Raw genomic sequence first — 26,237 nt, forward strand, 5'->3', positions numbered from 1 at the left:
GAAGATACTCTTCTTTCTGCCGCCATCGAGGGAATGTTTCTAAATACAGAACTCTTTGGACATCAGCGAGGCGCAAGCAATAAAGGCTATAAGAAAATAAAATACGGAACGATGGTTCTGTCCACACAAAACCTTCACTTGGGTAATGCTAATGTCAATCAGCGGTTCGAGCATGGGATGGTATCTCCTGCATACAAAACCTATGACATCACCGGTTGCTCTGTTGATCTCATAGCCCAGTGGATAAAATCCGACGCAGCAAAGCGTTTCTTCTACAATGCAACCACCGTAGGCGCAAGTGTATGTAGGAGGAATGTGGAGTGGGACACTTTGTACGAACAATCGCTTTATCTTCCGTGTCGTGACGAACAGGAAAAAGTGGCGAAATTTTTAGGTTTATTAAGCAACCGTATCAACAAACAACAGCAGTTTGTCTCAGCCCTCAAGAAGTATAAAAGAGGACTGTCCGACTCACTATTTGCCCACATTTCTCAGAGTTCTGGTTGTAAGATTGTTAAGCTTGGTGATGCGTTTGAGCTATTGCAGAACAACACTTTTTCACGGGAAGATTTGACCTCAGAACTTAGCACCGTCCAGAACATACACTATGGAGATGTGCTAATTAAATATGGTGCAATAGTCAACATTGCCGAGGACAAACCACCATACATTAAACCGGATATTGAATTGAAAAAGTATTCTTCTGCAAGCTATATGTGTAATGGAGATATTGTGTTTGCCGATACTGCGGAAGACTATACTGTAGGGAAAGCAACAGAAATTGCCGGAGCAAACGGTCTATCTGTATTATCTGGTTTGCACACTATTCCATGCCGTCCGCTTATAAAGTTCCAGCCGATGTATCTTGGATACTACTTCAATTCATCTCTTTTCAGGACACAGATATATCCTCTCATTCAAGGGACAAAGGTGTCTTCTATAAGTAAGGGAGAGCTTATTAAAGCAAATGTATATGTACCCACATTAGAAGAACAAAAGAAAATTGCTTTATTGCTTTACTCAATGGATTGTCGGATTACTAAGGAAGAGAGAAAAAGCTCCGATCTGATCACTGCAAGGAAGGCATTGTTGCAGCAGCTCTTTATATAAAAAGCTGCTGCAACAGAGAACCACGCATTTTAGTGAGATTATCTAATTCCTTCTCGCAATACTCAACACGACTGCTGATTGCTTCAAGAACTCGCACTATGCGGTCTTGTGTCTCAGGATCAGGATAAGATATTTCTATCTTAGAGATTTCGCTTGCCTGTACATGAACTATGGATTTGCCCTGCGCAACACGAGCAATACTCCCATTTACAATGTGATTAAGTATATAGCTCATAATTCTCCCGTCTACCTTTGAACTGCGGAAAATGTTCAGATCACCGGCAAGGATAACTCCGGGAAGCATCACACACGAAGCGGTAGAGATTTCTTCGGGCGTTTCGCCGGAGGTTGGAATAAGCACATCGCCTACAATGCTCCGATATACAGAATCGACTTCGGCTTCTGTTTTCCTTACAACAGAAGTAATGACCTCGTGGTAGGTTGTGTATAACTCTCCATACAGAATAAATGGCGTACCCGTTTTTGAAATATCTGCCTTTGACAACGGCGCACCCTTGATAAATGAGCCAAGATTGCCTATGGTATCACGGCTCCATTGAGCATTTTTCAGCTTGCGGTCCTCTGGTGACAAAAGACTACGAACGACACCTCTTTTATACTTCTTGAGGGCTTCTATTATCTTACTTTGAATTGCAGCCCTTTGATCCAGCAGATACAAGAGAGAACTGATTTTTTTCTGTTCTTCAAGGGAGTTTGGTGCTGAGATTTCGGTTTTTGAAATGTTCCCTTTACTAACGGATAAAACCTTAATACCCTGCATAAGAGGTATAAGCTGCTTATGATAGCATGATGTGTTCATGTAATATCCAAGATACTTCGGAGCAAATGGAATCATAGGTCTGCATGGAATTGTATGAAGTCCAGCCTCAATCTTGCTTCCCAAAACATTATATATCTCGGTGGTTTTTCCGACGGTCTCATCTTCGGCTGTGTCTGCAATAACAACATCTCCGTCTTGTAGATGGACATAGTTTGGACTCTCGTTTCCGGGTACAATGTAAGGAATTGTTTGGTCAGAAGCATCAAGAACGCTTCCATATTTTATTAGAACATCGCCGTAATGGATATTTAATACCTTCCCGGCTGTATCAAGTTCAGATCGTGAAAGAGTATTGTTTTGCAAAAAAGAGAATACAGAGCTAAACTTGCGGTTCTCCCACGGCTCATCAAAGCCCGGAAAGCGAAGTTTCGGACGCTTTTCGAGACCGTTACTTGAGGATACATTTGCCATAATTACTTGCCCTCCACTTCAAACGGGAAATCAAGTCCCAGTTCGTCAAAAAACGGTTTCAGCTCTGCATCAATGTCCTTGATTTCACTTTGCAGTTTGCGGATCTCCGCAGCTACTTCGTTCAGGTCAATTTCTTCTTCCGGCTCAAAGGTATCAACATATCGGGGAATATTGAGATTGAAACCATTCTCTTCAATCTCCTGCATGGTTGCAACATGAGCATACTTGTCCACATCTTCACGGCGCTCATAGGTCTCGACGATCTTATCAATGTCGCACTCACGGAGAATATTCTGGTTCTTGCCAGTTTCAAAATCATTGGAAGCATCAATGAACAGAATGTTGTCGGAATTGCCGTTGCGTTCTCTCTTGAGGACAAGGACACACACCGGAATGCCTGTACCGAAGAAGAGATTTGCAGGGAGACCAATCACGGCATCCAGCACATTCAACTTCTGGATAAGGTGTTTACGGATCACTTCTTCCGCAGCACCACGGAACAAAACGCCATGAGGCAGCAGCACAACAGCTCGTCCGTCCTCATCCATGTGGTGAACCATGTGCTGTACAAAAGCAAAGTCAGCCTTGCTCTTCGGGGCAAGCTTGCCGTATTCGTTGAACCGGGGATCTTCCATGAAACTCAAATCGCCAGACCACTTTGCAGAATACGGAGGATTGGCAACCTGAACACGGAACTTCATGTCACCGAAGTAGTCATGTTCCAAAGTGTCACCGTTGTAGATATTGAAATTGCGGTAAGGAATGCCACGAAGGATCATATTCATTCGGGCAAGGTTGTAGGTGGTGGAAGTAAGTTCCTGACCATAGTAGTTACGCACATTTGCGTAGTTTTTAAGGCGTAGCAGAAGAGAACCAGAGCCACAAGTGGGATCGGCTGCGTCCTTGACATCCGTTAGTCCAAGACAAGCCAGACGGCACAGCAGCTCGGCAGGACCTGAAGGAGTGTAGAACTCGCCAGCCTTCTTACCGGCTGTTGCAGCGAATTGACCGATCAGATACTCATAGGCATTGCCAAGAACATCAATCTTTGTGTCTTCTACTCCGAAGTTGATTTCGTCCAGAGCGGCAATGATTTTTGCCATGACAGCACTTCTGTCTTTGACGGTATGCCCCAGTTTAGTAGAGTCGAGCTGCATATCAGAAAACAACCCGTCGAAGTCCTCTTGAGAATCATTGCCAAGTGTGGACTCCATAAGGGCATTGATTGCTTTTTGCAAAAACTCAATGTCAAAAGAACGGTTTTCAACCATCTTGACCATCTTGCGGAACAGGAATTGCGGTTCAATGATAAAGCCCAGATCACGCAGAGCCTCTTCTACAACGGCTTCTTTGTATTCCTCATCAGCCCATGCGTCTTCATAGCTGATGCCATCGTCTTTCAGAAGATTCGCCATGTACTTCTCTGTACGGTCAGACAGATAGTAGTAGAAAATCATGCCCAAGATGTAGTTCTTAAACTCATACGCCTCCATATTACCCCGGAGTGCGTTTGCCATCGCCCAAAGCTTATTGCAAAGCTCTTTCTGGTGCGCCTGAATACTGTTGTCCATTTTACATTCTCCTTATTGAAATTTTTCGGTGTGCTGCCGGATAAAGTCTACAATTCTGTTCACCAGAGAGCGTTTTTTCAGCAGCGGCATTGGTTTTTCGATACGGTCACGGATGTTACCGGCATCCATTGTGCCGGAAAACTCATATTCCGAGATGAAATCGGTCAGCATGGTAGGATCAATTTCTTCTGTCTGAGCAAAAGCGACAATTTCTTCACGCTTTGCCTCATTTTCAAAGTCATTGTAGGCAGCGTCGATCTCATCTGCACTTTCCAGCCCCACAACAACACGATCCAAGAAGGCTTGCAGAATCTCCACCTTGCGGAGCAACTGCGGATTATCTGTTCTTCCCAGCTCTTCCTTGATGTGCTTAATATCATAATCCTTCTGTTTGGCATCATCGAAGTGAATGTTTCGGATAAGGTTCATGATATAAGCAACATTGATTCGGTCACTTTCCATCAGCTCAATGCAGAAATCCACATCGTTCAGGACGGAAACAACTTCACGATCTTTCTTTTGCTTTGCGTAAAGCATCAGATACTTGCTCTTATAGTCCTGATATTCCTGCTCGCTCATGATGAGAGAGTCTTGGTCGAAGCTGAACTCAATGAAGGTTTGAAGTGATTGCAAATATTTGGTCAGCTCACGGAATGTCTCAACGAAAAGCTTCTGGTCATCCTCGTTCTGCATGGTGTCAATATCCGCTGGAGTCTGAGCGATTTCTTTCAAGCGAGTAACCATTTCATTGTACTTCTCGACGAAATAGGGATAGTCGGGAACAACAATACCAGAAGTATCATGGCTCTGAGAAAATAGGGTAAGAGCGTCATCTGTCCTCTTTTTCAGATTACGGTAGCAGATGATAATACCAAAGGGTTTCGTTTCCTTTTCAACACGGTTGGTTCGTGAGTATGCTTGCAGCAGGTCGTGATATTTCAAATCCTTGTCCACATAGAGGACGGACAACTGCTTGCTGTCAAAGCCGGTCAGGAACATATTTACTACAAGAAGGATGTCAAGGGACTTGGTTTTCTTTCCCTTTACACGGTCTGAAATATCCTTGTGATAGGCTGAGAAGGTGTCCGTCGAGAAATTGGTGCTGTACATCTCATTATAGTCTTTGATGATCCGTTCCAGAGCGTCCCGACTATGCTCATCTTTACCTTCTGCTTCTTCGTTCTGTCCATAGGAGAAGATACCGCTGATGTTCAGGTCATGATTGATCTTCTTGAAGATGTCATAGTATTTGACCAGAGCTTCAATAGAAGAGACAGCAAAGATGGCTGTGTATTGACCGTTTCTTGTCTTCGCTTTATGGTTTTGGACAATGTGGTTTGCGATCATAGACATCCGCTCCTCGGACATATAGAGTTCGCCTACATCAATCCCATCTGCCATTGTGGGATCGTCCCAGTCGAAATCACCCTCCATCGTCTTGATGTACTCAATATGAAAGCCAAGAACATTGTTGTCGAAGATAGCATCCTTGATGAGATAATTATGTACGCATTCTCCGAAGAGCATTTCTGTGGTCTGTGTGATTTTTCCCTCCGTCTTTCCGTTGACCTCAAAACGAGGTGTGCCGGTAAAGCCGAAGAATTGTGCCTTCTGGAAATGCCGAACAATGTCCTTGTGCATATCACCAAACTGACTGCGGTGACACTCGTCAATAATGAAGACAACTTTCTCGTCCTTATAGGCATCCATAACTTTTGCGTATTGAGGACGCTTCACAGCGTTCGCCATCTTCTGCATCGTTGTAACGATGAGCTGCCGGTTTTTGTCCTGCATCTGCTTTACAAGAACATCAGTGCGGTCAGTGGCATCAACAGAGCCGTTTTCAAACTTGTTGAACTCTTCTGTGGTCTGAGAATCCAAGTCCTTCCGGTCAACAAGGAAGATAACCTTTTTGATATTGGGATTGGCTGCAAGGATTTGTGCTGTCTTAAAAGAGGTCAGCGTCTTTCCTGCACCAGTTGTATGCCAAACATAGGCGTTGCGATTTGTGAGGGTTGCTTGCCGCACAAGAGCCTCTACCGCATACACCTGATAGGGACGCATCACCATGAGCAGCTTGTCCGTGTCATTCAGGATGGTGTATCTCGTCAGCATCTTGATAATATGGTCTCTGGCAAGGAAGGAGATAGAGAACTCTTTCAGATTGGTGATACGCACATTGTTGAAGTCCGTCCAAAAGAAGGCAAGACTGTGAAGCATATCTCTGTCGGAGTTGGCAAAGTATTTTGTATCAACGCCATTGGACACAACGAAAAGCTGAATGAAGTGGTACAGTCCATTGTAGGAATGCTTTTTATAGCGCATCACTTGGTTGACGGCTTCTCGAATATCTATGCCACGCCGCTTCAACTCCACTTGAATGAGAGGAAGTCCATTGACAAGGATCGTCACATCATAACGATTCACATATTTTCCGACAACCGTTGTCTGGTTTGTCACCTGAAAGATATTCTTTGTGTGGTCGGCATCGAAGAAAGAAAGGTATACTTTTGTCCCGTCCTCACGCTCCAACACGAACTTATCTCTGAGAATTTTTGCGCTCTGGAAAACTGATTTTCCAAGCATGATGTTGAATACACGCTCCCATTCTTTGTCTGTTAAAGGATGGTCGAGCTTTGCCGCATTGAAGGCTGCAAATTGTATTTTGAAATTTTCGAGTAGCGCATCGTAATCAGGAATAGACACAGGATTGTATCCCTGTTTATTTAGTTGCTCTATAAATTGCTGTTCAAGAGCTGCTTCGCTTTGGTATGACATATCTTCAACTCCTATACTTGAGGATTCTTTTACAAAACAGATTGCTTTTTAAGAAAGCCCATTTTTATTTTCAAACTTATTCGTCAACAAATTCCATGATGTCATCTATTGTGCAATTCAATGCCATGCAGATTTTTCCTAAAACATCCGTGGTTACATTGTCGCCGTGGTTTAATTTATTGATAGTATAATGACTAATTCCAGCAGCTTTTTCTAAATCTCTTTTTTTCATATCTTGATCAATTAGCATTTTCCAGAGTTTTTTATAGCTTACTTTCATTCCTATGCCTCCATTCAAGGAAAATCATAACTACCTACAGTATAGCACTGTTTTGTCAAAAACTCAAACATTGTGTTTGCTACCGCTGTAATATAATTCGAAAAAATAATTGTATTTCTAAAGAGAAAGTACCCTTGACAAATCGCGTCTCAAAAACAGATTTTACAAGAGTACGCAGAACGGAACGGTTTCCAGAATCCCCGGTTCTTTGTGGATGACGGGTACTCCGGTGTGACCTTCGACCGTCCGGCCTATCTGGAGATGATGGCAGAGGTAGAGGCGGGACGGGTGTCCACCATCATCGTCAAAGATCACTCCCGCCTGGGCCGCAACCGGCTGGTGGTAGGCATCCTGCTGGAAGAAACCTTCGCCCAGCATCACGTCCGCTATATCGCCATCAACGACGGCGTGGACACCATCAACGGGATTGATGACAGCATTGCCGTGCGGGACTTGTTCAACGAGTGGCACGCCCGTGATACCAGCAAGAAGGTGAAGGCGGTCATCATGGCAGCGGCGCGGCGGGGAGAACGGATTGGGACTTCCGCCCCCTACGGCTACAAGAAGGATGAAGAAAACCCAAAGCATCTGATCCCAGATGAACAGACCGCCCCTGTGGTGTCCCGTATCTTTGAGCTGTGCGCCGGCGGGCTTGGCCCGGACAAGATCGCCAGAATACTCACACAGGAACAAGTCCTCACCCCAACCGCCTACGCCTACCGTACCAGAGGTGTCCGCCACTCCGCTTTGAATCTGGACAGGCCCTATGCCTGGTCTGGGAGTACAGTAGCCGGTATTCTGGAGCACGAGGAATACATCGGCAACACCATCAACTGCCGGACCTATACCCCATCCTTCAAGAGCAAAAAGAGCCTTCTGAACCCGCCGGACAAGATACTCCGCTTTGAGGGGACCCATGAGCCTTTGATCGCTCTGGACACATGGGAGATCGTCCAACGGGTGCGGCAGGGCAAGCGGAGGCCCACCAAGCTGGGACAACAGGATGTTCTCTCCGGGCTGGTCTACTGCAAGGACTGCGGCTCACGGCATTATTTCTGCCAGTGCGGGAGCTGGGACGAATTGTTCCAAAGGCTCACCAGCAGCCATCAGAGCAGGGCGAAAAAGGAACTGGCTTTGGGGCATCTCTCCGATGGGCAATTTCAAACGCTGGTGCAGGGCTATGAGCAGGAAAAGGCGGAACTTGAAACAAAGGCGGAAACGCTCAGAAATGAGATTGCCAACCGTCAAGACACGCTTCTGAACGCCGACCGCTTCCGCAGGCTGGTGGACAAGTACACGGATATTACGGAACTGACGCCGGAGCTGGTGCGGGAGTTTATTCAGCGGATTGAGATACACGAACGCTCCGGGCGGCACAAGAAAAAGCATTACACCCAGCAGGTCGATATTTACTTCAATTTCATCGGCCAGGCATGACGAAACGGCCCCAGGATTCCGTAACATCCTGGGGCCATGCTTAGAACCAAAAAGCATCCTTATCAGGGCGGACGCTTCGGCGCACATTTTTTTCGTTGACAATTTTTATTATTTGTCGTATTATATAACAGTGTTATATATCACTGTTATATTTTAAGAGGAACACTTATGAATGAAACATCACAAACAACTTTAGATTTAATTTTAGAGGCCGCCGCAAAAGAATTTCTGGCAAAAGGTTTTCAGTCTGCTTCTCTCCGCAATATTGTAAAAACAGTGGGTATGACCACAGGAGCATTTTATGGTTACTTTAAAAGCAAGGAGGAGCTGTTTGAGGCTTTAGTGGGGGAACATTATGACTTTATGTTAAACTGTTTTCAAAAAGCCCAGACAGAGTTCGCCCAGCTGCCTGTTCAGCAGCAGCCGGAAAATCTAAGCAATATTTCAGGACTTTGTATGTTTGATATGCTGCATTACGCATATGAGCATTTAGACGTATTTAAGCTTATTTTATGCGGCGCAGAAGGAACCCGCTTTTCCGGGCTGATTGACGAAATGGTAGAGATTGAGACAACGGCTACCCACAATTATATGAATGTTCTAAAGTCCTTAGGCAGGCCGGCTCCTTTTATTGACCAGCGCCTAGAACACATTTTGATTACCGGAATGTTTAATGCTTTTTTTGAATTAGTGATTCACGAAATGCCGCTGGATCAGGCAGAAATCTATTTGCAGGAACTGCGGACCTTTTACACTGCCGGGTGGATGAAAATTATGGGGCAATAGCCCTATAGTTTTTACATAAAAGTTAGTCAAAACTAACTATGCATCACAAAAATATTTTCAAGGAGGTTTTTCAATGAAAAAGCAGTCTAATTTATCCAGATTGATGAGCTATGCCGGAGGGCATAAAATATTGACTTATCTTTCTTGGGCCCTGTCTGTCATAAGCGCTCTCTTGGCTCTTATACCTTTTTGGTATATATGGCGTATTATCCGGGACATACTGGAGGTTTCCCCAGATTACTCCCAGGCTGTAAATGTTACGCAGTACGGCTGGTCCGCAGTATTATTTGCAATTATATCTATTGTTGTTTACATAGCCGCCCTTTTGTGCTCTCACCTAAGTGCGTTCCGGGTTGCAGCCAATATTAGAAAGGAGCTTATGCGGCACATTGCAGCCCTGCCTCTTGGAGTAACGGAAAAATATGGAAGCGGAAAGCTGAGGAGAATTGTCAATACCTCCAGCACTGCCACAGAAACTTATCTGGCCCACAGGCTGCCTGATAAGGCAGGGGCCATTGCCACTCCTATAGGACTGCTTGTTCTCCTCCTTGTATTTGACTGGCGGCTGGGACTGCTAAGCCTTGTTCCTGTTGTACTTGGCTTCCTGATTATGATGAAAATGACGGGCAAAAATATGGAGCAGAAATTAAAGGAATACCAGAACGCCCTTTCAGATATGTCTAATGAGGCTGTGGAATATGTAAGAGGCGTGCCTGTAGTAAAAACCTTTGGCCAGACAATTTTTTCTTTTAAACGTTTTAAAGCGACTATTGATAATTACGAGAAATGGGTAATTGCATATACAAAAGCTTTAAGGCTTCCTATGATGTTTTATACAACTGCTATTAACGGCGTGTTCGCCTTTTTAATTGCCGGAGGCATTATATTTACAAGAAACGGCGTAACCAATGAATTGCTGTTAAACTTGATTTTTTACATTATAATCACTCCTGTTATTGGAACAACATTGACAAAAATCATGTTTATGAGCGAGGATTCAATGATTGCGGCAGACGCCATAAGCAGAATTGATGAAATATTAAATGAACAGCCCTTATCTGAGGAAGAGAAAAATAATGTGCCTGCAGACAACTCCATTACATTAGAGCACGTAAGCTACAGCTACGACGGAAAGAAAAACGCCTTAAATGATGTGTCTCTGTCTATTAAGCCTGGACAGACAATCGCCCTCATAGGTCCGTCCGGCGGCGGTAAAACAACTCTTGCAAATCTTGTAACAAGATTTTTTGATCCTCAAAAGGGACGCGTATTAATAGGAAATATAGATATACGCCTTATTCCAAAGAAAACGTTAATGAATCAGGTATCTTTTGTATTTCAGCACAGCCGCCTTATTAAAGCATCCATACTGGAAAATGTGCGCATGGCAAAGCCGGAGGCGACACGTGAAGAAGTCCTAGAGGCTTTAAAGTCTGCTCAGTGCCTGGATATTATAGAAAAATTGCCTGACGGCATAGACACGGTTGTAGGTACAAACGGAGTATATCTGTCCGGCGGTGAACAGCAGCGAATCTCCATTGCCCGGGCAATTTTGAAAAACGCGCCTATTCTGATTCTGGACGAAGCCACCGCTTTCGCCGACCCGGACAACGAGGTGCGGGTACAGCAGGCTTTATCCGCCCTTTCCAAGGGAAAAACCGTGATTATGATTGCCCACAGGCTGTCGTCTATTACAGACACTGATTGTATTTATGTTCTGCAGAACGGCCAGATTGCCGAAAGCGGCACACACAGTCAGTTGCTAGAGAAAAACGGCCTGTTTACAAATATGTGGAAGAATTACTCCCAGTCTACAGAATGGAAAATTTCAAAGGAGGCAAAAGCATGATTCAGATGTTACAAAGACGATTTGCATTATCCAGACAAGGAGCTATAGATTTAATAAAAGGCTGTATTGCCTGCGTGGTACAGGATATGTCTTTTATGTTTCCCGTAGGACTTTTGTACTCCTTTGTCATTGATATTATGGACAAAGGCATATCAGGAAGCCGGGTTATTTTTTATGCTGCCGGCGCTTTCCTGTGCCTGGCCTTTATATTTATAGCCACCTGGTTTCAGTATAACGCTACTTATTTAGCTACTTATGTCGAAAGCGGGGTGCGGCGTATTGCATTGGCTGAACAGCTTCGCAAAATTCCTCTGTCCTTTTTCGGAAAAAAGGATCTTGCTGATTTAACAAATTCCATTATGGGCGACTGCGCCACCCTGGAAACAGCATTTTCTCATTTTGTGCCTGCTTTAGTAGGCTCCCTTATTTCTGCCACTGTCATTGGCATTTGCCTTTTTGCCTATGACTGGAGAATGGCCCTTGCCGCAGTTTGGGTTTTGCCTATTGCATTTGCCATTACTATGTTTTCATCCCGTATACAGGATTATTTTAACCGTATCTCTGTAAGCGCCAATGTAGCCCTGGAAGGCGGCGTTCAGGAGTGTCTTGAAAGTCTGCAGGACTTAAAAACAAATAATGCAGAGGAGCGTTACTTAGAAGGTCTTAACAAGAAAATTGATTATGTGGAAAAACGCCATATTATTACAGAGCTTGGCACCGCCCTGTTTGTAGTTTCCTCAACATTAATATTAAAATTCGGTATTGCTACTGTTGTCCTTGTAGGCTCTGCTCTCCTTATTAAGGGAGAAATTAATATTCCCCTGTTCTTTATGTTTTTGCTTGTGGCTTCCAGACTGTACTCTCCTCTTGAGGGAGCTTTGCAAAACCTTGCGGCTATTATCTCCACCAAGGCTAATATAAGCCGTATGAACGAAATTCTCTATCACCCGATTCAGACAGGCAGCAGCCAGATGACAAATAAGGGCTATGATATTACCTTTGACCATGTAGGTTTTTCTTACAATACTGGGGAAATTATTTTAAAGGATGTTTCATTTACAGCAAAGCAGGGGGAGGTTGCAGCTTTAGTAGGGCCATCCGGCGGCGGCAAAACTACAGTATCCCGCCTTGCCTCCCGCTTCTGGGATATAAATAAAGGAAAAATCACTGTAGGCGGCATGGATATATCAAAAATAGAGCCTGAAACCTTATTATCCCTCTACTCTATTGTATTTCAGGATGTAACTTTGTTTAACAACACGATTATGGAAAATATCAGAATCGGAAAAAAAGACGCTAAAGATGAGGAAGTAATAGCGGCTGCAAAAATGGCCAACTGTGACGAATTTGCGTTAAAGCTTCCCAATGGCTATGACAGTATGATCGGTGAAAATGGCTGCCAGCTGTCCGGTGGAGAAAGGCAGCGTATTTCCATTGCCAGAGCCTTCTTAAAAAACTCTCCTATTATTTTATTGGACGAGGCAACGGCAAGCCTTGACGTAGAAAATGAAACCTTAATACAGGCCGCACTGTCCAGATTAATCAAGGACAAAACTGTACTTGTGATTGCTCATCGTATGCGCACTGTCAGCGGCGCCGACAAGGTGGTCGTACTTTCAGACGGCTGCGTTGCCGAACAGGGAAAACCTGCAGAACTGATGAATACAGGAAGCATTTATCCTCGTATGGTAAAACTGCAGATGCTTAGTCAAAATTGGGGGATTTAACACAAAAAAGACGGGCAAAATGCAAAAGAACATATGTTTGTTTTCTCTTGACATTTTTTAAAACTATGATATACTTGAAGTAGCTTATCTACCAGTGTAGAAGGAGTTCCTGATTGCGTCTTACTCTGTAAGGCGCTTTCTGCTTTATAAATATTATATTTTCTTATTTTATTTTGCAAACTGTGATCCTTTTCAAAATAAAATGCTGTAATGAGCAGACAATACCGCTCTCTACATTCTACCACTACCATATACCGCTCTTCTTCACATTCCTTCAAATTACACTGATAATTTTCAATAAACTTACGAACCCATTTTATTCTTTCGCATCTCCTGAAATCCGGAACTCTTTTCCCCTCCTTCTCATAATCTTGACATGTAACATGATAAAAAGCTTCTTCTCTTCCATACTCAATGGGAGAAAATCTTATTTTTACCCTCTTTCCTTCAAACTTAGGAAATTTTTCTCATTTTGCTTCCCACCTTAGTAAATTAAATTTTTCCTCTCTATATAAAGTTGATTTTTTCAACTGATAACCTGATCGCTCTTTGATTAACTTTATAATATCCTGTTTTGTTTCGCTCTTTTTTACATTCATGTCAAATATTCGATTTTGATAACCTAAAGCTCCAATAAGAATATCCACAACCTGCATAATTGATACCTCTTGAGAACGAATTGGCTGAACCCGTCTTATTATAGTTCTTGAAAAATCGTACATATTATTACAACATATCTCATGGAGTTTCTGAGCTTTATGATATGAATTTGTATCTTTTACATCTATATATACTTCATATCTGTCCTTTGGAGCAAAAATAACCTTTAACATATCAAAATACATTTTATAGTACCAATCATCATATGTCTGATTGAATTTATCATGGTTTAATTCCTTCTTATCTGGAACAATCAATCCTCTAAAATGTAAATCATCATCATCAAAAAAAATAATCAACGATATCCAAATATAACTGTTTTTTTACCGGACCAATTTTGGTCCATTTTATCTCGGCTTCATATCTTACTCCATACTTCTCTTTTATTTTCCTTATACGTTTATTTACCTCTTTTAATTTATCCTGTGGACACCATACAGCGCCTAAAATCATATCATTAATTCCATCATGTTCCAAATGACAACTTTCATCACAATAAACATTATAAATAGTCCCCATGTACCTTTTCTCCTTCAACATCAAAAATCTCTTCAGCCCTGCTATTCTCTAAACAAAGTATATCACTTCAATCGAAAAAGCGATAGACAGTTTTATCCTATCTATCGCTTTTTCATATTTAATTTAGTTATAAATTTTCAGATATCTTACTGAATCCAAACTCCGTCCGCTCCTGTCTGATATCCGTCTGGTGTTGTGCCGTTTACCAGAAGTGAGCCCTTTGGACCGCCTGTTTCTGTGTGGAAATAGTACCAGCTTCCACTAATTTCATGCCAGCCTGTGTACATATATCCCTGGTTTCCGTCTGATACATTATGCAGGAAGTAACGATATCCGTCGCTGTCTACCCATCCGGTTCTCATATAGCCTTCCTCGTCAAAGCAGTACCAGTTTCTAACATTGTTTACAATACACTCATACCAGCCGTTCTTTGGATAGGAGTTGTCTGAAAGACGGAACCACCATCCCTTTGCATCCTGAACCCATGTTCCGTTTGATTCAGAAACAACGTTTCTGCCGCCGGAGCCGGAGCCGCCGCCGCTAGGAACATGTGTGCTTGGAATTTCATCTACAAAGGTCAATTCAAATGGTGAGAAGCCATTTTTCGTTGTAACCTTTACATAATATGCATCATACTCATCCTGAATTGCAGGATAGCTTGTATATGTACCTGTTTTTGCTTTATGTACTACTTTTCCATACTTAGCATTTTCATCAATATTGAAATATGGAACTGGCAGAGGGAATTTCACAGCCTTATTTTTATTAGTAAGGTTGCTTAAATCCTGTTTTTCTTTTGCTATACTGCCGTCTGCATTTAAAATATCTGCATATGGTTTTACATCAAAACCAAGCTTCTTGGCTCTGACAACAACCTCTGCATCCTGGCCTTCCCCAACTACTACTGCTTCCAATTCAATAGAATTCAGGGTTTCCTCGATTGTTACCACTGCCTTCTGGCCTTCTTCCATAATTCCAGACATGTTAAATGTTGTTCCGTCTACGTCCTCGTCAACAAATTCTGCAACATAGAAATTAGATTCAATATCACCTAATATTTCACTTAATGCGTTTTCTTTCAGAAGTTTCATATCTTCTGCAGTTATCTCTAATCCCTCTGGAAGGTCAGATGGAATTTCAGGGGTAGCTACATCCTCTGGATCTACTGCAATTACTACTTCAGACGCCTCTGGCTTTACATCATAAACAGTAGTATCAACAACTGTTACTTTACATGTAAGCTCAATCTTTTCTCCTAAACCGTCTATAGTAACAACAAGCTCTGTTTCTCCAGCCTTTAATCCTGTAATTGTAAAGATATTGCCGTCCTGGTCAACCACTGCTATCTGATCATCTCCCACTTCTGCATCTACAAATGCATCTTCATAATCTGTGATCACCTCTACTTCTGCAGTATGATTGTCTGCATCCTTATTAGCGTCAACCTTTACACTGGATTTACTTAATTTAAAGTTTGGAGCTTTTACCTCTACTTCACATTCAGCCTTTACCTGACCGTCTACTACAGCCTGAAGTGTTGCATTTCCAACTCCCTGACCGTAAAGCTCAAGCTCTACATTTGTTTCTCCCTCATCTCCATCGTCTCCGTCAAAATCAGATACGACATTTACCTGGAGAACATCCTCGTTGCTGCTTATAAATTCCACGTCGCCCTGTACAAGTTTTAAGAACAAAGCTGTCTCGCTTGTAGTAGCCTCCCCTGGAGTTGCTGGTTCACTTGGGGTTGACGGCTCACTTGGGGTTGCTGGTTCGCTTGGAGTAGCCGGTTCACTTGGGGTTGCTTCTCCTGGAGTTGCTGTTTTCCACTCTACCTTTGCTGTTACGTTCTTTGTTTCTCCTAAGTCTAATGTTTCTGATTTAGGTAATGTAACAGAGATTTCTTTGCTTCCTGCTGCATCTGAAGCGGCTCTCCCTCCTTTCATCTGCGCGGCTAAGGTTGTCATTCCTGTGCTTGTAAACACCATGGCGGCAATCAAAGCCGAGGCTAAATATCTTTTTACTGTTTTCATACGTTTCTCCTTTCCTGCCCTTCTCTGCTTTATACGGCATCCCCATTATACCCCCTCCCCTGTATGATTTCGTCAACCGATTTCTGAAGAAATTCATAAAATTTCTTTAAGTTTTTAGGGGCAGGAAAAAAGCGCCTTCAGAAGATTCATTTCCTCTGCCTGCGCTTGCCTTTTACATATCTTCATAATGCGACCACATGCTAATAATTTTCACTGTTCCATCATATGTAGTTCCGTCAACAATAACTTTTTCTTCATACACCTGATAAATAAACCGATGTTGAATATTAATCCGGCGCGAATAAAATCCTGAAAGATTTCCCACTAACTTTTCATAGGAGGGAGGATTTTGATATGGATTTGTTCTTACAATTTCCACCAAGTCTTTTGCCTTTTTATCAAGTTTTGCCGTCTTCAAATTCTTTATGTCCCTAACAGCCTGCTTTTCATAAACAATCCGAAACATTACCACTCAACCTTTTCTTCTGGCAGACATTCTTCTAAAGAAGTATGACCTCCTTTTATAATCTGTTCTGCCAAACCTGGTACAGAATTTAAAAATATTGTCTCTTGTATTGCATTCCAATCATTTTCTGATAATAGAACTGCATTTCCCTTTTTTCCTACAATAAGAACCGGTTCATTGTAAGTCACAACATTTTCAACCAGGTTATAAAGATCCTTTCTTGCATTTGTAATATTAATTGTTGACATAATAAAATCTCCTTTTCTTTTATCAACTTCTTTGGTAATGTATTCTTCTCGTTCATTCAGTACGGACTCTTTTGTAAAGTAAAATTTTCTCATCAATATTCCTTTGAACGAGATTTTATTAGTCCCTTTTATTATAGCGTACGTATTAACGTACGTCAACCTTTTTTATTATTATATGCAACTTTCTTTTTGTTATGACAAAAATAGTATTTTAAATAAGGAATACTTATAAAATAAGGGCGTTCCCCAATTATTAATTACAGATAATTGGGGGACGCCCTTATATATAATTTTACAGTACCTTACTTAAAAAGGCCTTTAATCTGTCGTTTTTAGGATTCGTAAAAAATTCTTCCGGAGGCGCTTCCTCCACAAAATTTCCTCCATCCATAAACATAACTCTGGTAGCTACTTCTCTGGCAAATCCCATTTCATGGGTAACAACCACCATAGTCATTTTTTCCTCTGCCAGATCTCTCATTACATTTAATACTTCCCCAACCATCTCCGGATCTAAGGCGGAGGTAGGTTCGTCAAAAAGCATAACGTCAGGCTTCATGCAAAGGGCCCTGACAATAGCAATACGCTGCTTCTGTCCGCCGGACAGCTGGCTTGGATATGCGCCGGCCCTGTCGTCTAATCCTACTCTTTTTAACAGGTCCATGGCTGTCTTTTCCGCCTCTTCCTGGCTTTTTTTCTGCAGCTTCATAGGAGCCAGGGTCATATTTTTTAAAATGGTCATATGGGGAAACAAATTAAATTGCTGAAACACCATGCCCATCTTCTGACGGTGCTTGTCAATATTTGTTTTAGAATCCAGAATATCTACGCCCTCAAAGAAAATTTTTCCCTCTGTAGGCTCCTCCAGCTTATTCAGACAGCGGAGAAATGTACTTTTTCCTGAACCAGAAGGACCTACAACAAAAACTACGTCCCCCTGGTGAATATCTACGTTGATTCCCTCCAGAACCTTCAGCTTTCCAAAGCTTTTTCCCAGGTTCTGCACTTGAATTAAGGGCTGTGTATTAGCGTTCACTTTGTCTCAGCCTCCTCTCCAGACATTTTACAAAGTAGGTGAAAATCATAACAAGAGCCAGATAAATAATGGCCACCGCAATCAGAGGCATAAATGCGCTGAATGTACGGCTTCTGATAATATCGCCCCCCTTTGTTAAATCCTGCAGGGCAATGTAACCTGATACTGATGTTTCTTTTAACAGTGTAATAAACTCATTACAAAGTGTAGGCAGCACATTTTTAAATGCCTGAGGCATAACAATATACCACATGGTTTGAAGATAGTTAAATCCCAGGCTTCGTCCTGCCTCCATCTGTCCGATTTCAATAGACAAAATGCCGCTGCGGAAGATTTCTGCCACGTAGGCGCCAGAGTTAATACCAAATGCCAGAATCGCTACCGGAACCTTGTCGATTCTGGAATTTCCAAAGATGACAAAATAAATAATCATCAGCTGTACAACTACCGGCGTGCCCCGGATAATCGTCAGATATATGTTGCACAGAAAATTCAGGAATTTTAATTTATGGGTTCTGTCATAGGTGGAACGGATAACGCCAATCACAAAACCTATTACAATTCCTAAAAGTACGGCAAAGAAAGTGACGGTTAATGTTACCTTCAGTCCGTCTACAATATATTTCCAACGGTCATCCGCAATAAAATTCAGATAAAATTTTGCTGAAAGATTTTCCCACATGGCACCCTTTCCTTCCGTATATTATTTATTCGGCAGTAATGTACTTGCCTACGATTTCATCTAAAGTTCCGTCTGCTTCTAATTTTTCAAGAGCAGCGTTAATGTTGTCAACCAGCTCTGTATTGCCTTTTTTCACTGCCATTGCATATTCTTCTTCTGTAAATGCTTCTTCCAGAATCTTTAAGCCTTCGCTTTGCTCTACAAATACCTTTGCAGGCTCGCCGTCGATTACTACTGCGTCAATTTTGTCCTGAAGTAAAGCCTGAACAGCCTCAAATCCCTTGTTGTAACGCTCGATTGTGGAACCTGTTTCTTCCAGGTCTGTGCAGTACAGATCTCCTGTAGTTCCTAACTGAACGCCGATTACCTTGCCTTCCAGATCTGCAGGTCCTGCAATTTCACTGCCCTCTTTTACAATAATCATCTGAGATGCCTTTGCATATGTATTTGTAAAATCTACAGATGCCTTTCTTTCTTCTGTTACAGTCATACCTGCTGCGCCTACGTCTACTTTACCGCTGGAAATTGCAGGGATAATAGAATCAAACGCCATATCCTCTACCTGTAATTCCATTCCCATTTCCTTTGCGACTGCAGCCATAATTTCCACGTCAATACCTACAATATCTCCACCTTCATAATACTCATATGGCGGGAACTCAGCGTTTGTACCCATAGTCAGAACTCCGCCTGTGGCAGCTGTCTCTTCACCTTCTGCCTCTGCTTCTGTTTCTGCATCCTCTGGGGCCGCTGTTGTATCTCCTGTCTCTACAGCCTCTGTAGTCTGTGCAGCTGTTGTCTCCTCCTGCTTGCTTCCGCAGCCGGCAGCTGTTACTGCCATCATAGCAGCCATAAGAATTGCCAATGATTTTTTCATAATAATTTCCTCCTGTTTTTAACATGCCTTTACATACATTTTGTATGCAAATAAAATGCATATTTATTAATTGCAACATATCATATTATATACGTTTTCTCAAAAAAATCAAGTGATAAATACAAAAGTATACGCATTTGCTGAAAACATACAGGTTTTCACCACATGTTCTTGTAAACCTCTGATTTTCTGTATTATAATATATTTTGCATAAACATATAAGGAGGCGCAATATGAAATTAATTGTAATAGACGGACAAGGCGGAAAAATGGGGAAAGCGATTGTGGAGCAGTTAAAAAAAGCTCACCCGGAGCTTTATATCATTGCCCTGGGAACTAACAGCCTGGCTACATCTTCCATGTTAAAGGCCGGGGCGGACGCAGGTGCCACCGGGGAAAATCCGGTGATTGTCAATGCCTCTAATGCGGACCTGATTATCGGCCCTGTAGGCATAGTAATGGCCGACGCTCTCTTAGGGGAGATTACGCCGGCCATGGCCAATGCTGTCAGCAGCAGTCAGGCTTTAAAAATCCTGGTTCCCACTAACCGCTGCAGTCATTATATTGTAGGATGTAAATCCCAATCTCTTTCTGAACATATTAAAGAGGTGATTGAACAAGTAGAAAACTTTTGTCTACATACCTGCTCCAGGTCCTGAAACCTCCTGTGAAGGCTGCTGCCCCACCTGATCTCCAGGCCCTGTAGGCGCCTCTGTGGGGGCAGAACTTTCTGTCTCCGGCTGAGTCGGCTCCTGAGACGGATGCTCTGCCGGCTGTGCAGGCTGTTCTGCCGGATTTGACTCTGGCTGTGACGGCTGCCCTTCTGTAGGCTGCTCTGCTGCAGCAGAGCTTTCTGTCTCCGGCTGAGTCGGCTGTGCAGGCTTAACAGAAGAGCCTTTGCTCTCTGTTCCCTCTAAATTGTAACACAGCACAGGCATTCCCTGAGAGATATTTTCATAAATCGTTTTGGCTACTGCAGGAGGCAGGTTAATGCAGCCGTGGGAGCCGCTTGTTTTATAAATGGTTCCTCCAAAGCTGCTTCTCCAGTTTGCATCATGCATACCGATTCCCCCGTTAAAAGGCATCCAGTAGGACACCGGGGAAGCATAGCCCTCCCCTCTTAAAATAGCGTTTCTCTGTTTATATGTGAGAGGGTAGGCACCAGGAGGCGTTGTATAATTCTTAGATACATTGCCTGACACAAAGTCTGATTCTATAAGCTTTTCCCCGTTTTTATAAAAATACAGATGCTGGGCCGTAAGATTAATCTCTACGTAGGTGTCCCCGTAATCATTTTCTCCCCGGCTGGCTGCTGTCTGAGAATACACCGGCTCTCTTTCCTGACTTTCCCCTGTGCCAATGGCTGCAAGCAGCTGTGCAGTCTCCTCGCCTTGATTGATTCTCCAGCCATAATGACCTTTTGTAATTGTTACAGTAGGACCATAAGATGTTTTCAAAGTCTTAGGTTTATAAGCTGTATCGTATTTTTCCGCCAGAGATTTTACATATTCCCCTGCTTTTTCAGAGGAAATATCTACAGTTATGCCGTCTGTTGAAAGCCACCCTGCAATTATATCTCCTGATAAAGTCTCTCTTGCATCTCCAAACTGATATGTAATTGTCATATTCGCATATTTATTCATTTCATCTACAACTGCCTTCAGCTGCTCATCCTCTTTAGTAACTGTAGGCGCCAAATAACAGCTGTTTTCCTCCAGAGAAACCCTTGGCTGCAGTCCTACAGCAGCCTGGCCTATAACTTTTACAGTCATATCCCTGTTTAAAGCAGTTCCCTGCTCCTCCGGCACAACGGCAAAGCCTGTTCCCGGAGTATACTGGGATACGTAAGCTGATACAGGGGCTGTCATCTGAGCCTCGTCCATACAATCCAGACTGTCTACCGCCTCCTCTAAAAGTTTCTCATCATAGGAAACCTGGGTTTTAATTTCAGCAGTATTTCCCTGCATTTTAGCAGGAAGCCAGGAAAGAGGCCTCTGAGCTGCTATCATTTGCCCCAGACTCCCGTCAAATTCCGGCTTTAACTGAATCTGGTCCCCGGAAATGGTCTCTGACTTATTTCCTCTTTCTTCTATAATTAATGTATATCCATTAATTTCCGCTGCAATAGCCGCCTCTACCTGGGCTACAGTCATTCCCGAGGCGTCTATACCGTTAATCACAGTTCCCGGAAAAAATACTGTTTTATACTTTTGGCCTTCATATACATAATAACCGCCGCCTACAGCCAAAATTCCCACTATAGCTGCTGCTGCAATTAAGGCTGCTTTTCCACTGCCTTTTTTTCTCCTTCTGCTTTTCCTAAAGCCATCCTTTTCTTCTGAAATAATTCCCTTTTCGGCTCTTTCTTTATTTTGCTCTTCTACTTTCTTTAAAAGTCTTTCCGCTCTGGCCTCCCTGGAATAATCCTTTAATTCCTCCGCCTCTTCCGGCTTTACCTCTTCCACTTCCCTTAAAGCTTCCTGCCCTGTCTCTTCTGTATACTCCGGCTTTTTTTCTTTCCCCGCCTCTTCTACATGTTCCGGCTCTTTTTCCTTCTCCGCCTCTTCTACATGCTCCGGCTCTTTTCCCTTTTCTGGCTGTTTTACCCCTTCTTCTGTGCCGTTCTCCGGTTCTTCACCCTTTTTATCTGTTTCTTCTGTATGTTCTCCCTCTTTTTTCTCTTTTATGTCTGTTGCTTCTTTATCGTCGGAGATATCTGTCTGCTTTTCCAGTTCCTCTGTTATGGCTTTTACTTCTGTCTCCCTTTCCTGCTCCAGCTTTTTCTCCAGTTCATTTAGAAATTCCTTGTCATCCAAAAATTTTTCCTCCTCTATCCTTCCATTACATGAAGGCTGCGGATACCAAAATCCTTTATTCTGTCCATAATTTCAAAAGCATGAGGCTCCAAATAATCCCAGCTGCCTGCTGTCAGCCCCTGATGCTTTAATTCTTCTATTATATCTATACAAATGTTCTCAATTTCCTTTTGGCAGTTATCTGACCTTTGAGCCAGCTTTTCCACCTGTTCTGCAGTGGAAGCCAATACAGGCAGCTGTCTGGCCCCCTTAAACATCCATTTATAATAAGGCGTGTACCTGTTGTTTAACAGATAAATCATAGAGACAGCGGCCCTTATAAATTCAGCCAGCGCCATAGCGGCCGCCCCAAACTCTCCTCTTTTTGCCATTCTTTCGTAATTATACTGTCCTGACTGAGCCATAATAACAGCTCTGGCAGCGATCTTCTTTTTTCTTACGTCCTCCGGAAATCCGGCCAGCAGTTGATTTCTCACTGCCGTAAATTCCCCGCCATCATCTTTAAACACCTGTCCATTTACAGCGCAGGCCAGGCTGTGCTCCGGCAGATAAAGCCATTCCAAAAGGCTTTGTGGAACGCCTTTTCGACCTGTAAATCTGCTGTAAAATTCACCGATCTCCAGCACGCCTTTTCGACCTGTTCCAAAAAAGCTTTGTCCCATCAGCTTTACTCCCATAAATTCTTTGGGAAGCTTGCCATAGGCCCGATATAGGGAAAATCCGATTTCTTTTTCTGTTTCTTCTGTAATCCAAAGGCAAAAGCCAGGGTCAAAATCATGGTCCCTGGATATATAATCGTCAAATCCAAAACACTCTGATCCTTCTCCCACCAGCCCTGCCGCAATTTTATTTTCATATTGAGGAAACATGGTGTGAATCATCTCCCGCCCGTACTCCTCATAGAATTTATAAGCGATTTCAAGCCCTTTCATAAATCTCTGCCGCCCTTTTTTCCAGCTCTTTCTTTCTCAGAAAATATCCAAAATGTCCAAAGCTGTCTGCACACTTCATACATGTAAATCCATAATATCCGTCTCTTGCTGCCCCAGGGTCCTCCAGCTGCAGCCATGCATTTTCCATACAGAAAGAAATCTTTTCATCCATGTCCTCCTGGCTCAGACACCATTTCTCATACAAGCAGGCCAGGTTCACCCAGGTCATAGCTGTCTCCATCATTCCCCCCGGAAGTTTGCTTGTAATCTCCATAGCCATGTGAAAATACTGTTTTGCTTTTTCATACTCCCCCAAATCAGTCCAGGCCAAAGCCATATTATTATATAATCCTGCGAAACGATAATCCTGCTTATCCAGCTTTTTTTCAAATATATGAAAGACGGCTTCATAGTACTTAATACCTTCCCCCGCCCTTCCAAAAGCTTTTAAGGTAGTGGCAGCATTTATCATAGAGGTAGCCCCTGTCACCGTGTCTTCTATATGGTGAGTCTGAATCAGATTTAAGCCTTCCCTCACTGCCAGAAGCCCTGGTTCCTCTTCTAAAGTATTTCTGTAATATCCCATCAGCTCATTTTGGACAGCCAGTTCCCCCCGCCAGTCGCCCAGGCTTTTTGCCTCTGCCAGCCATCTGCGCAAATGTACTCCGGCCTCCTTCAGCTGATTTTTTTCAAAATACTCATCCAGCTCCTGAATGACTTTTTTCACAGGAATTGATCTGCACACTGTCTTTTCCTGTTTTTTCTCCTGCTCCATATGCTTATCCTTAATCTTATTTTATAAATCCGGATGCTCCCCGGACCAACCGGTTTGAGGCATAGTTAACAGGCGGTACATGTCTTCTTCTGATATCTGAAAATCAAATACCTCCTGATTCATTTTCATTCGCTCCACAGAGGAGGATTTAGGTAAAGGCAGAACATTTCTCTGAACAGCAAATCTAAGGCAGATCTGTCCTGGATTTTTTCCATATTTTTCCGCCAATTTCAGAATCAAGGGATCATCTAGCACTCTGGCTCTGCCAATTGGGCTCCAGCCTTCCACCACAATGCCCTGTGCCTGGAAAAAGTCTACAGCTGCCTGCTGAGTATATCCTGGATGAAATTCCAGCTGATTTACCATAGGCTTAATCTTTGCAGTTTCCATCAGGCCTAAGTAATGATGAGGCAGGAAGTTGCTTAATCCTATTCCTCTGATTTTTCCGGATTCATACAAATCCTCCAAAGCTTTCCATGTGCTTTGATCTGTAGCTTTAGGGTCTTCATACATGTGACCTGCCGCAGCCGGCCAGTGAATTAAAAATAAGTCCAGATAATCTGTGCCCAATTTTTTTAAGGATTCTTCAAAAGACTTTATAGTGTTGTCATATCCAAGCCAGGTTTTCCACACCTTAGAGGTAAGAAACAGCTGATCTCTGGGTATTTTAGAATCCTTTATGCTTTCTCCGATTAATTCCTCATTGCCGTAAAATGCCGCTGTATCTAAATGGCGGTAGCCTGCTTCCAAGGCTCTTAAAATTACTGTTTTTCCCTCTTCCACAGTAGACTTATATGTTCCGAAACCAATTGCCGGTATTTCTACTCCATTCCACAATTTAAAATTTTCCATTACAAAAATCCTCCTTCCTTTCTAAGTTTTCATATTATACCATTTTTCTATGAATAAGTACAGCTTCATAAAGAAAAAATAGTATTGACAGACAACACAATCTATACCAAAAGAAACGGAGGAATAAACATGTTAAACGAACCTGTTTTTTTAACTGATGCAAACCATGATGTAATTCTGGAGGTAATCTGCGGTTCTCCTAACGTTGCTCTTCCAGATTGCTGCAAACCATTTGACCGAATGATTCCTGGAACTACAGACGGAGCTTCTGAGAAACATGTGCCCATTATTGAAACTTCAGGTCTTCACGTAACAGTCAAGGTGGGAGAAATTTTGCATCCAATGTCTCAGGAACACAATATTGCCTGGGTATGTCTTCAGACAAAAGCCGGTTCTCTTTACAGAGCCTGCCTTACTAAAGACAGCGACCCTGTAGTTCACTTTACTTTGGAAGAGGGAGATTTTCCGGCTGCAGCTTATGCCTTCTGCAATCTTCACGGATTCTGGAAAAGCGTTTAAAAACCAGGAAAGCCGCACGTCCCAAAAGGATTGTGCGGCTTTCTTCAGGATTCAACTATGAAAATCGAATCTGAACGGCAATATTAACGATTTTTCATTGCAAGAGCTTTCTTTGCAGCTTTAACGATTGCAGCGCTGTCCAGGCCATATTTTGCCATAAGCTCTTCCATTTTTCCGGACTCTCCAAATGTATCCGGCATACCTACTCTTACTACCGGAACCGGCCAGTTTCCAGAGAGACACTCGCACACGGCTCCGCCTAAAGCGCCTGTAATCTGGTGATCCTCTGCAGTTACAACAGCTCCTGTCTTCTTAGCTGCTGCAATTACAAATTCCTCATCTAAAGGCTTAATCGTGTGAAGGTCAACTACCATTGCGCTGATGCCTTCCTTTGCCAGCTCTTCCTCTGCCTTTAACGCTTCATATACCTCCGGTCCATTTGCAAAAATAACCAGGTCGTTTCCGTCTTTTACCAGTCTTGCTTTTCCTAATTCAAACGGTGTGCTTTCATCTGTTACTACTGGAATTGCCTCTCTTCCAAAACGAACGAAGGCAGGTCCCTGATGGTCAGCCACAGCCAGAATTGCTTTCTCAGTTTCAATTGCATCACATGGAACTACTACCATCATATTAGGAAGAACACGCATAAGGGCAGCGTCCTCCATAGACTGATGAGAAGCTCCGTCCGGTCCAACGTTAATTCCCGCGTGAGCGCCTGCCAGCTTTACGTTGCAGTCTCCGTATGCTACTGTAGTGCGAATCTGATCCCATGCCCTTCCTGCCAGGAATACGCAGTAAGTAGTAGCAAAAGGCACCATGCCTGTTAAAGCTAATCCGGAAGCTGTGCCTACCAGATCCTGCTCAGAAATACCAATATCTATAAACTTTTCCGGATATTTGTCCCGAATCCAGTTTGTTCTGGTAGATTTTGCCACATCCCCGTCTAATACAATAAATTTCTCATTTGTCTCTGCTAATTTTAATAACGCTTTTCCATAGCCGTCGCGTGGTGGTATTCTATCCATCATTTAATCC

The 26,237-nt window shown here is 42.9% G+C and carries 24 protein-coding genes; 7 read left to right on the forward strand and 17 right to left on the reverse strand.

Features of this window, described 5'->3' with window-relative positions:
* Positions 1-33 precede the first annotated feature (33 nt).
* Positions 34-1,110 carry a restriction endonuclease subunit S gene (locus C1A07_RS16165; protein WP_180952180.1) on the forward strand — a complete coding sequence of 359 codons (1,077 nt, stop codon included), beginning with the start codon at positions 34-36 and terminating at the stop codon, positions 1,108-1,110.
* On the opposite strand, the gene C1A07_RS16065 is transcribed toward C1A07_RS16165, so the two are convergent.
* The 4 genes from C1A07_RS16065 to C1A07_RS04845 all read right to left on the reverse strand — a co-directional run bounded on the left by C1A07_RS16065 (position 1,103) and on the right by C1A07_RS04845 (position 6,991).
* Entirely contained in the window at positions 1,103-2,362 is a 1,260-nt protein-coding gene (locus tag C1A07_RS16065; RefSeq protein WP_145996037.1) for a restriction endonuclease subunit S, read from the reverse strand. The genes C1A07_RS16165 and C1A07_RS16065 overlap by 8 nt on opposite strands.
* 2 nt (positions 2,363-2,364) lie before the next feature.
* Entirely contained in the window at positions 2,365-3,933 is a 1,569-nt protein-coding gene (locus tag C1A07_RS04835) for a type I restriction-modification system subunit M (protein ID WP_101876102.1), read from the reverse strand.
* A gap of 12 nt (positions 3,934-3,945) precedes the next feature.
* Complete coding sequence (locus C1A07_RS04840) at positions 3,946-6,711, reverse strand: type I restriction endonuclease subunit R (RefSeq protein WP_101876103.1); 2,766 nt, start codon at positions 6,709-6,711, stop codon at positions 3,946-3,948.
* A 76-nt stretch (positions 6,712-6,787) separates the two neighbouring features.
* Positions 6,788-6,991: a helix-turn-helix domain-containing protein gene (locus tag C1A07_RS04845; RefSeq protein WP_004070719.1), complete on the reverse strand. Its 204-nt coding sequence runs from the start codon at positions 6,989-6,991 to the stop codon at positions 6,788-6,790.
* 141 nt (positions 6,992-7,132) lie between these two features.
* On the opposite strand from C1A07_RS04845, the gene C1A07_RS04850 reads away from it, so the two are divergent.
* The 4 genes from C1A07_RS04850 (at position 7,133) to C1A07_RS04865 (ending at position 12,790) form a co-directional block, all read left to right on the forward strand.
* Positions 7,133-8,428 (forward strand): DUF4368 domain-containing protein, encoded by a 1,296-nt coding sequence (locus tag C1A07_RS04850; RefSeq protein ID WP_101876104.1) that lies wholly within the window; start codon positions 7,133-7,135, stop codon positions 8,426-8,428.
* 168 nt (positions 8,429-8,596) lie between these two features.
* Complete coding sequence (locus C1A07_RS04855; RefSeq protein ID WP_101876105.1) at positions 8,597-9,214, forward strand: TetR/AcrR family transcriptional regulator; 618 nt, start codon at positions 8,597-8,599, stop codon at positions 9,212-9,214.
* A gap of 73 nt (positions 9,215-9,287) precedes the next feature.
* Complete coding sequence (locus C1A07_RS04860; protein WP_101876106.1) at positions 9,288-11,063, forward strand: ABC transporter ATP-binding protein; 1,776 nt, start codon at positions 9,288-9,290, stop codon at positions 11,061-11,063.
* Positions 11,060-12,790, forward strand: coding sequence for an ABC transporter ATP-binding protein (locus tag C1A07_RS04865; RefSeq protein WP_101876107.1), 1,731 nt, complete (start codon positions 11,060-11,062; stop codon positions 12,788-12,790). The genes C1A07_RS04860 and C1A07_RS04865 overlap by 4 nt, the downstream gene beginning before the upstream one ends.
* Before the next feature lie 467 nt (positions 12,791-13,257).
* On the opposite strand, the gene C1A07_RS04875 is transcribed toward C1A07_RS04865, so the two are convergent.
* The 8 genes from C1A07_RS04875 to C1A07_RS04905 all read right to left on the reverse strand — a co-directional run bounded on the left by C1A07_RS04875 (position 13,258) and on the right by C1A07_RS04905 (position 19,308).
* On the reverse strand, positions 13,258-13,749 hold the full coding sequence (locus C1A07_RS04875; protein WP_207654296.1) for a DUF3800 domain-containing protein: 492 nt from the start codon (positions 13,747-13,749) through the stop codon (positions 13,258-13,260).
* Positions 13,733-13,969: a hypothetical protein gene (locus C1A07_RS16280; RefSeq protein WP_207654297.1), complete on the reverse strand. Its 237-nt coding sequence runs from the start codon at positions 13,967-13,969 to the stop codon at positions 13,733-13,735. The genes C1A07_RS04875 and C1A07_RS16280 overlap by 17 nt, the downstream gene beginning before the upstream one ends.
* Positions 13,970-14,115: 146 nt before the next feature.
* On the reverse strand, positions 14,116-15,999 hold the full coding sequence (locus C1A07_RS04880) for an N-acetylmuramoyl-L-alanine amidase family protein (protein ID WP_101876109.1): 1,884 nt from the start codon (positions 15,997-15,999) through the stop codon (positions 14,116-14,118).
* A gap of 172 nt (positions 16,000-16,171) precedes the next feature.
* Positions 16,172-16,465 carry a Txe/YoeB family addiction module toxin gene (locus tag C1A07_RS04885; protein ID WP_101876110.1) on the reverse strand — a complete coding sequence of 98 codons (294 nt, stop codon included), beginning with the start codon at positions 16,463-16,465 and terminating at the stop codon, positions 16,172-16,174.
* A complete protein-coding gene (locus tag C1A07_RS04890; protein WP_242972251.1) occupies positions 16,465-16,806 on the reverse strand; it encodes a type II toxin-antitoxin system Phd/YefM family antitoxin in 342 nt (113 codons plus the stop codon). The genes C1A07_RS04885 and C1A07_RS04890 overlap by 1 nt, the downstream gene beginning before the upstream one ends.
* A 199-nt stretch (positions 16,807-17,005) precedes the next feature.
* Positions 17,006-17,749: an amino acid ABC transporter ATP-binding protein gene (locus C1A07_RS04895; RefSeq protein ID WP_101876111.1), complete on the reverse strand. Its 744-nt coding sequence runs from the start codon at positions 17,747-17,749 to the stop codon at positions 17,006-17,008.
* A complete protein-coding gene (locus C1A07_RS04900) occupies positions 17,739-18,431 on the reverse strand; it encodes an amino acid ABC transporter permease (RefSeq protein WP_101876112.1) in 693 nt (230 codons plus the stop codon). Before C1A07_RS04900 ends, C1A07_RS04895 begins: the two co-directional genes overlap by 11 nt.
* Positions 18,432-18,456: 25 nt before the next feature.
* Entirely contained in the window at positions 18,457-19,308 is an 852-nt protein-coding gene (locus C1A07_RS04905; RefSeq protein ID WP_330399430.1) for a basic amino acid ABC transporter substrate-binding protein, read from the reverse strand.
* A 233-nt stretch (positions 19,309-19,541) separates the two neighbouring features.
* On the opposite strand from C1A07_RS04905, the gene C1A07_RS04910 reads away from it, so the two are divergent.
* Entirely contained in the window at positions 19,542-19,967 is a 426-nt protein-coding gene (locus C1A07_RS04910; RefSeq protein WP_101876114.1) for a DUF3842 family protein, read from the forward strand.
* Here the strand turns inward: C1A07_RS04910 and C1A07_RS04915 are convergent.
* Genes C1A07_RS04915 through C1A07_RS04930 form a run of 4 tightly spaced genes read right to left on the reverse strand, consistent with a single transcriptional unit; the run spans position 19,944 to position 24,683 of the window.
* Positions 19,944-22,124, reverse strand: a complete 2,181-nt coding sequence (locus C1A07_RS04915) for a L,D-transpeptidase family protein (protein WP_101876115.1) — start codon at positions 22,122-22,124, stop codon at positions 19,944-19,946. The genes C1A07_RS04910 and C1A07_RS04915 overlap by 24 nt on opposite strands.
* A gap of 14 nt (positions 22,125-22,138) precedes the next feature.
* Positions 22,139-23,056 carry a DUF4037 domain-containing protein gene (locus C1A07_RS04920; RefSeq protein ID WP_101876116.1) on the reverse strand — a complete coding sequence of 306 codons (918 nt, stop codon included), beginning with the start codon at positions 23,054-23,056 and terminating at the stop codon, positions 22,139-22,141.
* The gene (locus C1A07_RS04925; protein WP_101876117.1) at positions 23,043-23,831 is read right to left on the reverse strand and encodes a tetratricopeptide repeat protein; all 789 of its coding nucleotides are present in this window, start codon (positions 23,829-23,831) and stop codon (positions 23,043-23,045) included. Before C1A07_RS04925 ends, C1A07_RS04920 begins: the two co-directional genes overlap by 14 nt.
* A gap of 21 nt (positions 23,832-23,852) precedes the next feature.
* Positions 23,853-24,683 carry an aldo/keto reductase gene (locus C1A07_RS04930; protein ID WP_101876118.1) on the reverse strand — a complete coding sequence of 277 codons (831 nt, stop codon included), beginning with the start codon at positions 24,681-24,683 and terminating at the stop codon, positions 23,853-23,855.
* A gap of 129 nt (positions 24,684-24,812) precedes the next feature.
* Here C1A07_RS04930 and C1A07_RS04935 point away from each other — a divergent pair, with 129 nt between their 5' ends.
* Positions 24,813-25,202: a desulfoferrodoxin family protein gene (locus tag C1A07_RS04935; RefSeq protein ID WP_101876119.1), complete on the forward strand. Its 390-nt coding sequence runs from the start codon at positions 24,813-24,815 to the stop codon at positions 25,200-25,202.
* Between the two features lie 83 nt (positions 25,203-25,285).
* Here the strand turns inward: C1A07_RS04935 and C1A07_RS04940 are convergent, their stop codons facing one another.
* Complete coding sequence (locus C1A07_RS04940) at positions 25,286-26,230, reverse strand: transketolase family protein (RefSeq protein ID WP_207654298.1); 945 nt, start codon at positions 26,228-26,230, stop codon at positions 25,286-25,288.
* Between the last annotated feature and the right edge of the window lie 7 nt (positions 26,231-26,237).

This window comes from Lachnoclostridium edouardi, from assembly GCF_900240245.1.
Taxonomy (GTDB): Bacteria; Bacillota; Clostridia; order Lachnospirales; family Lachnospiraceae; genus Lachnoclostridium_A; species Lachnoclostridium_A edouardi.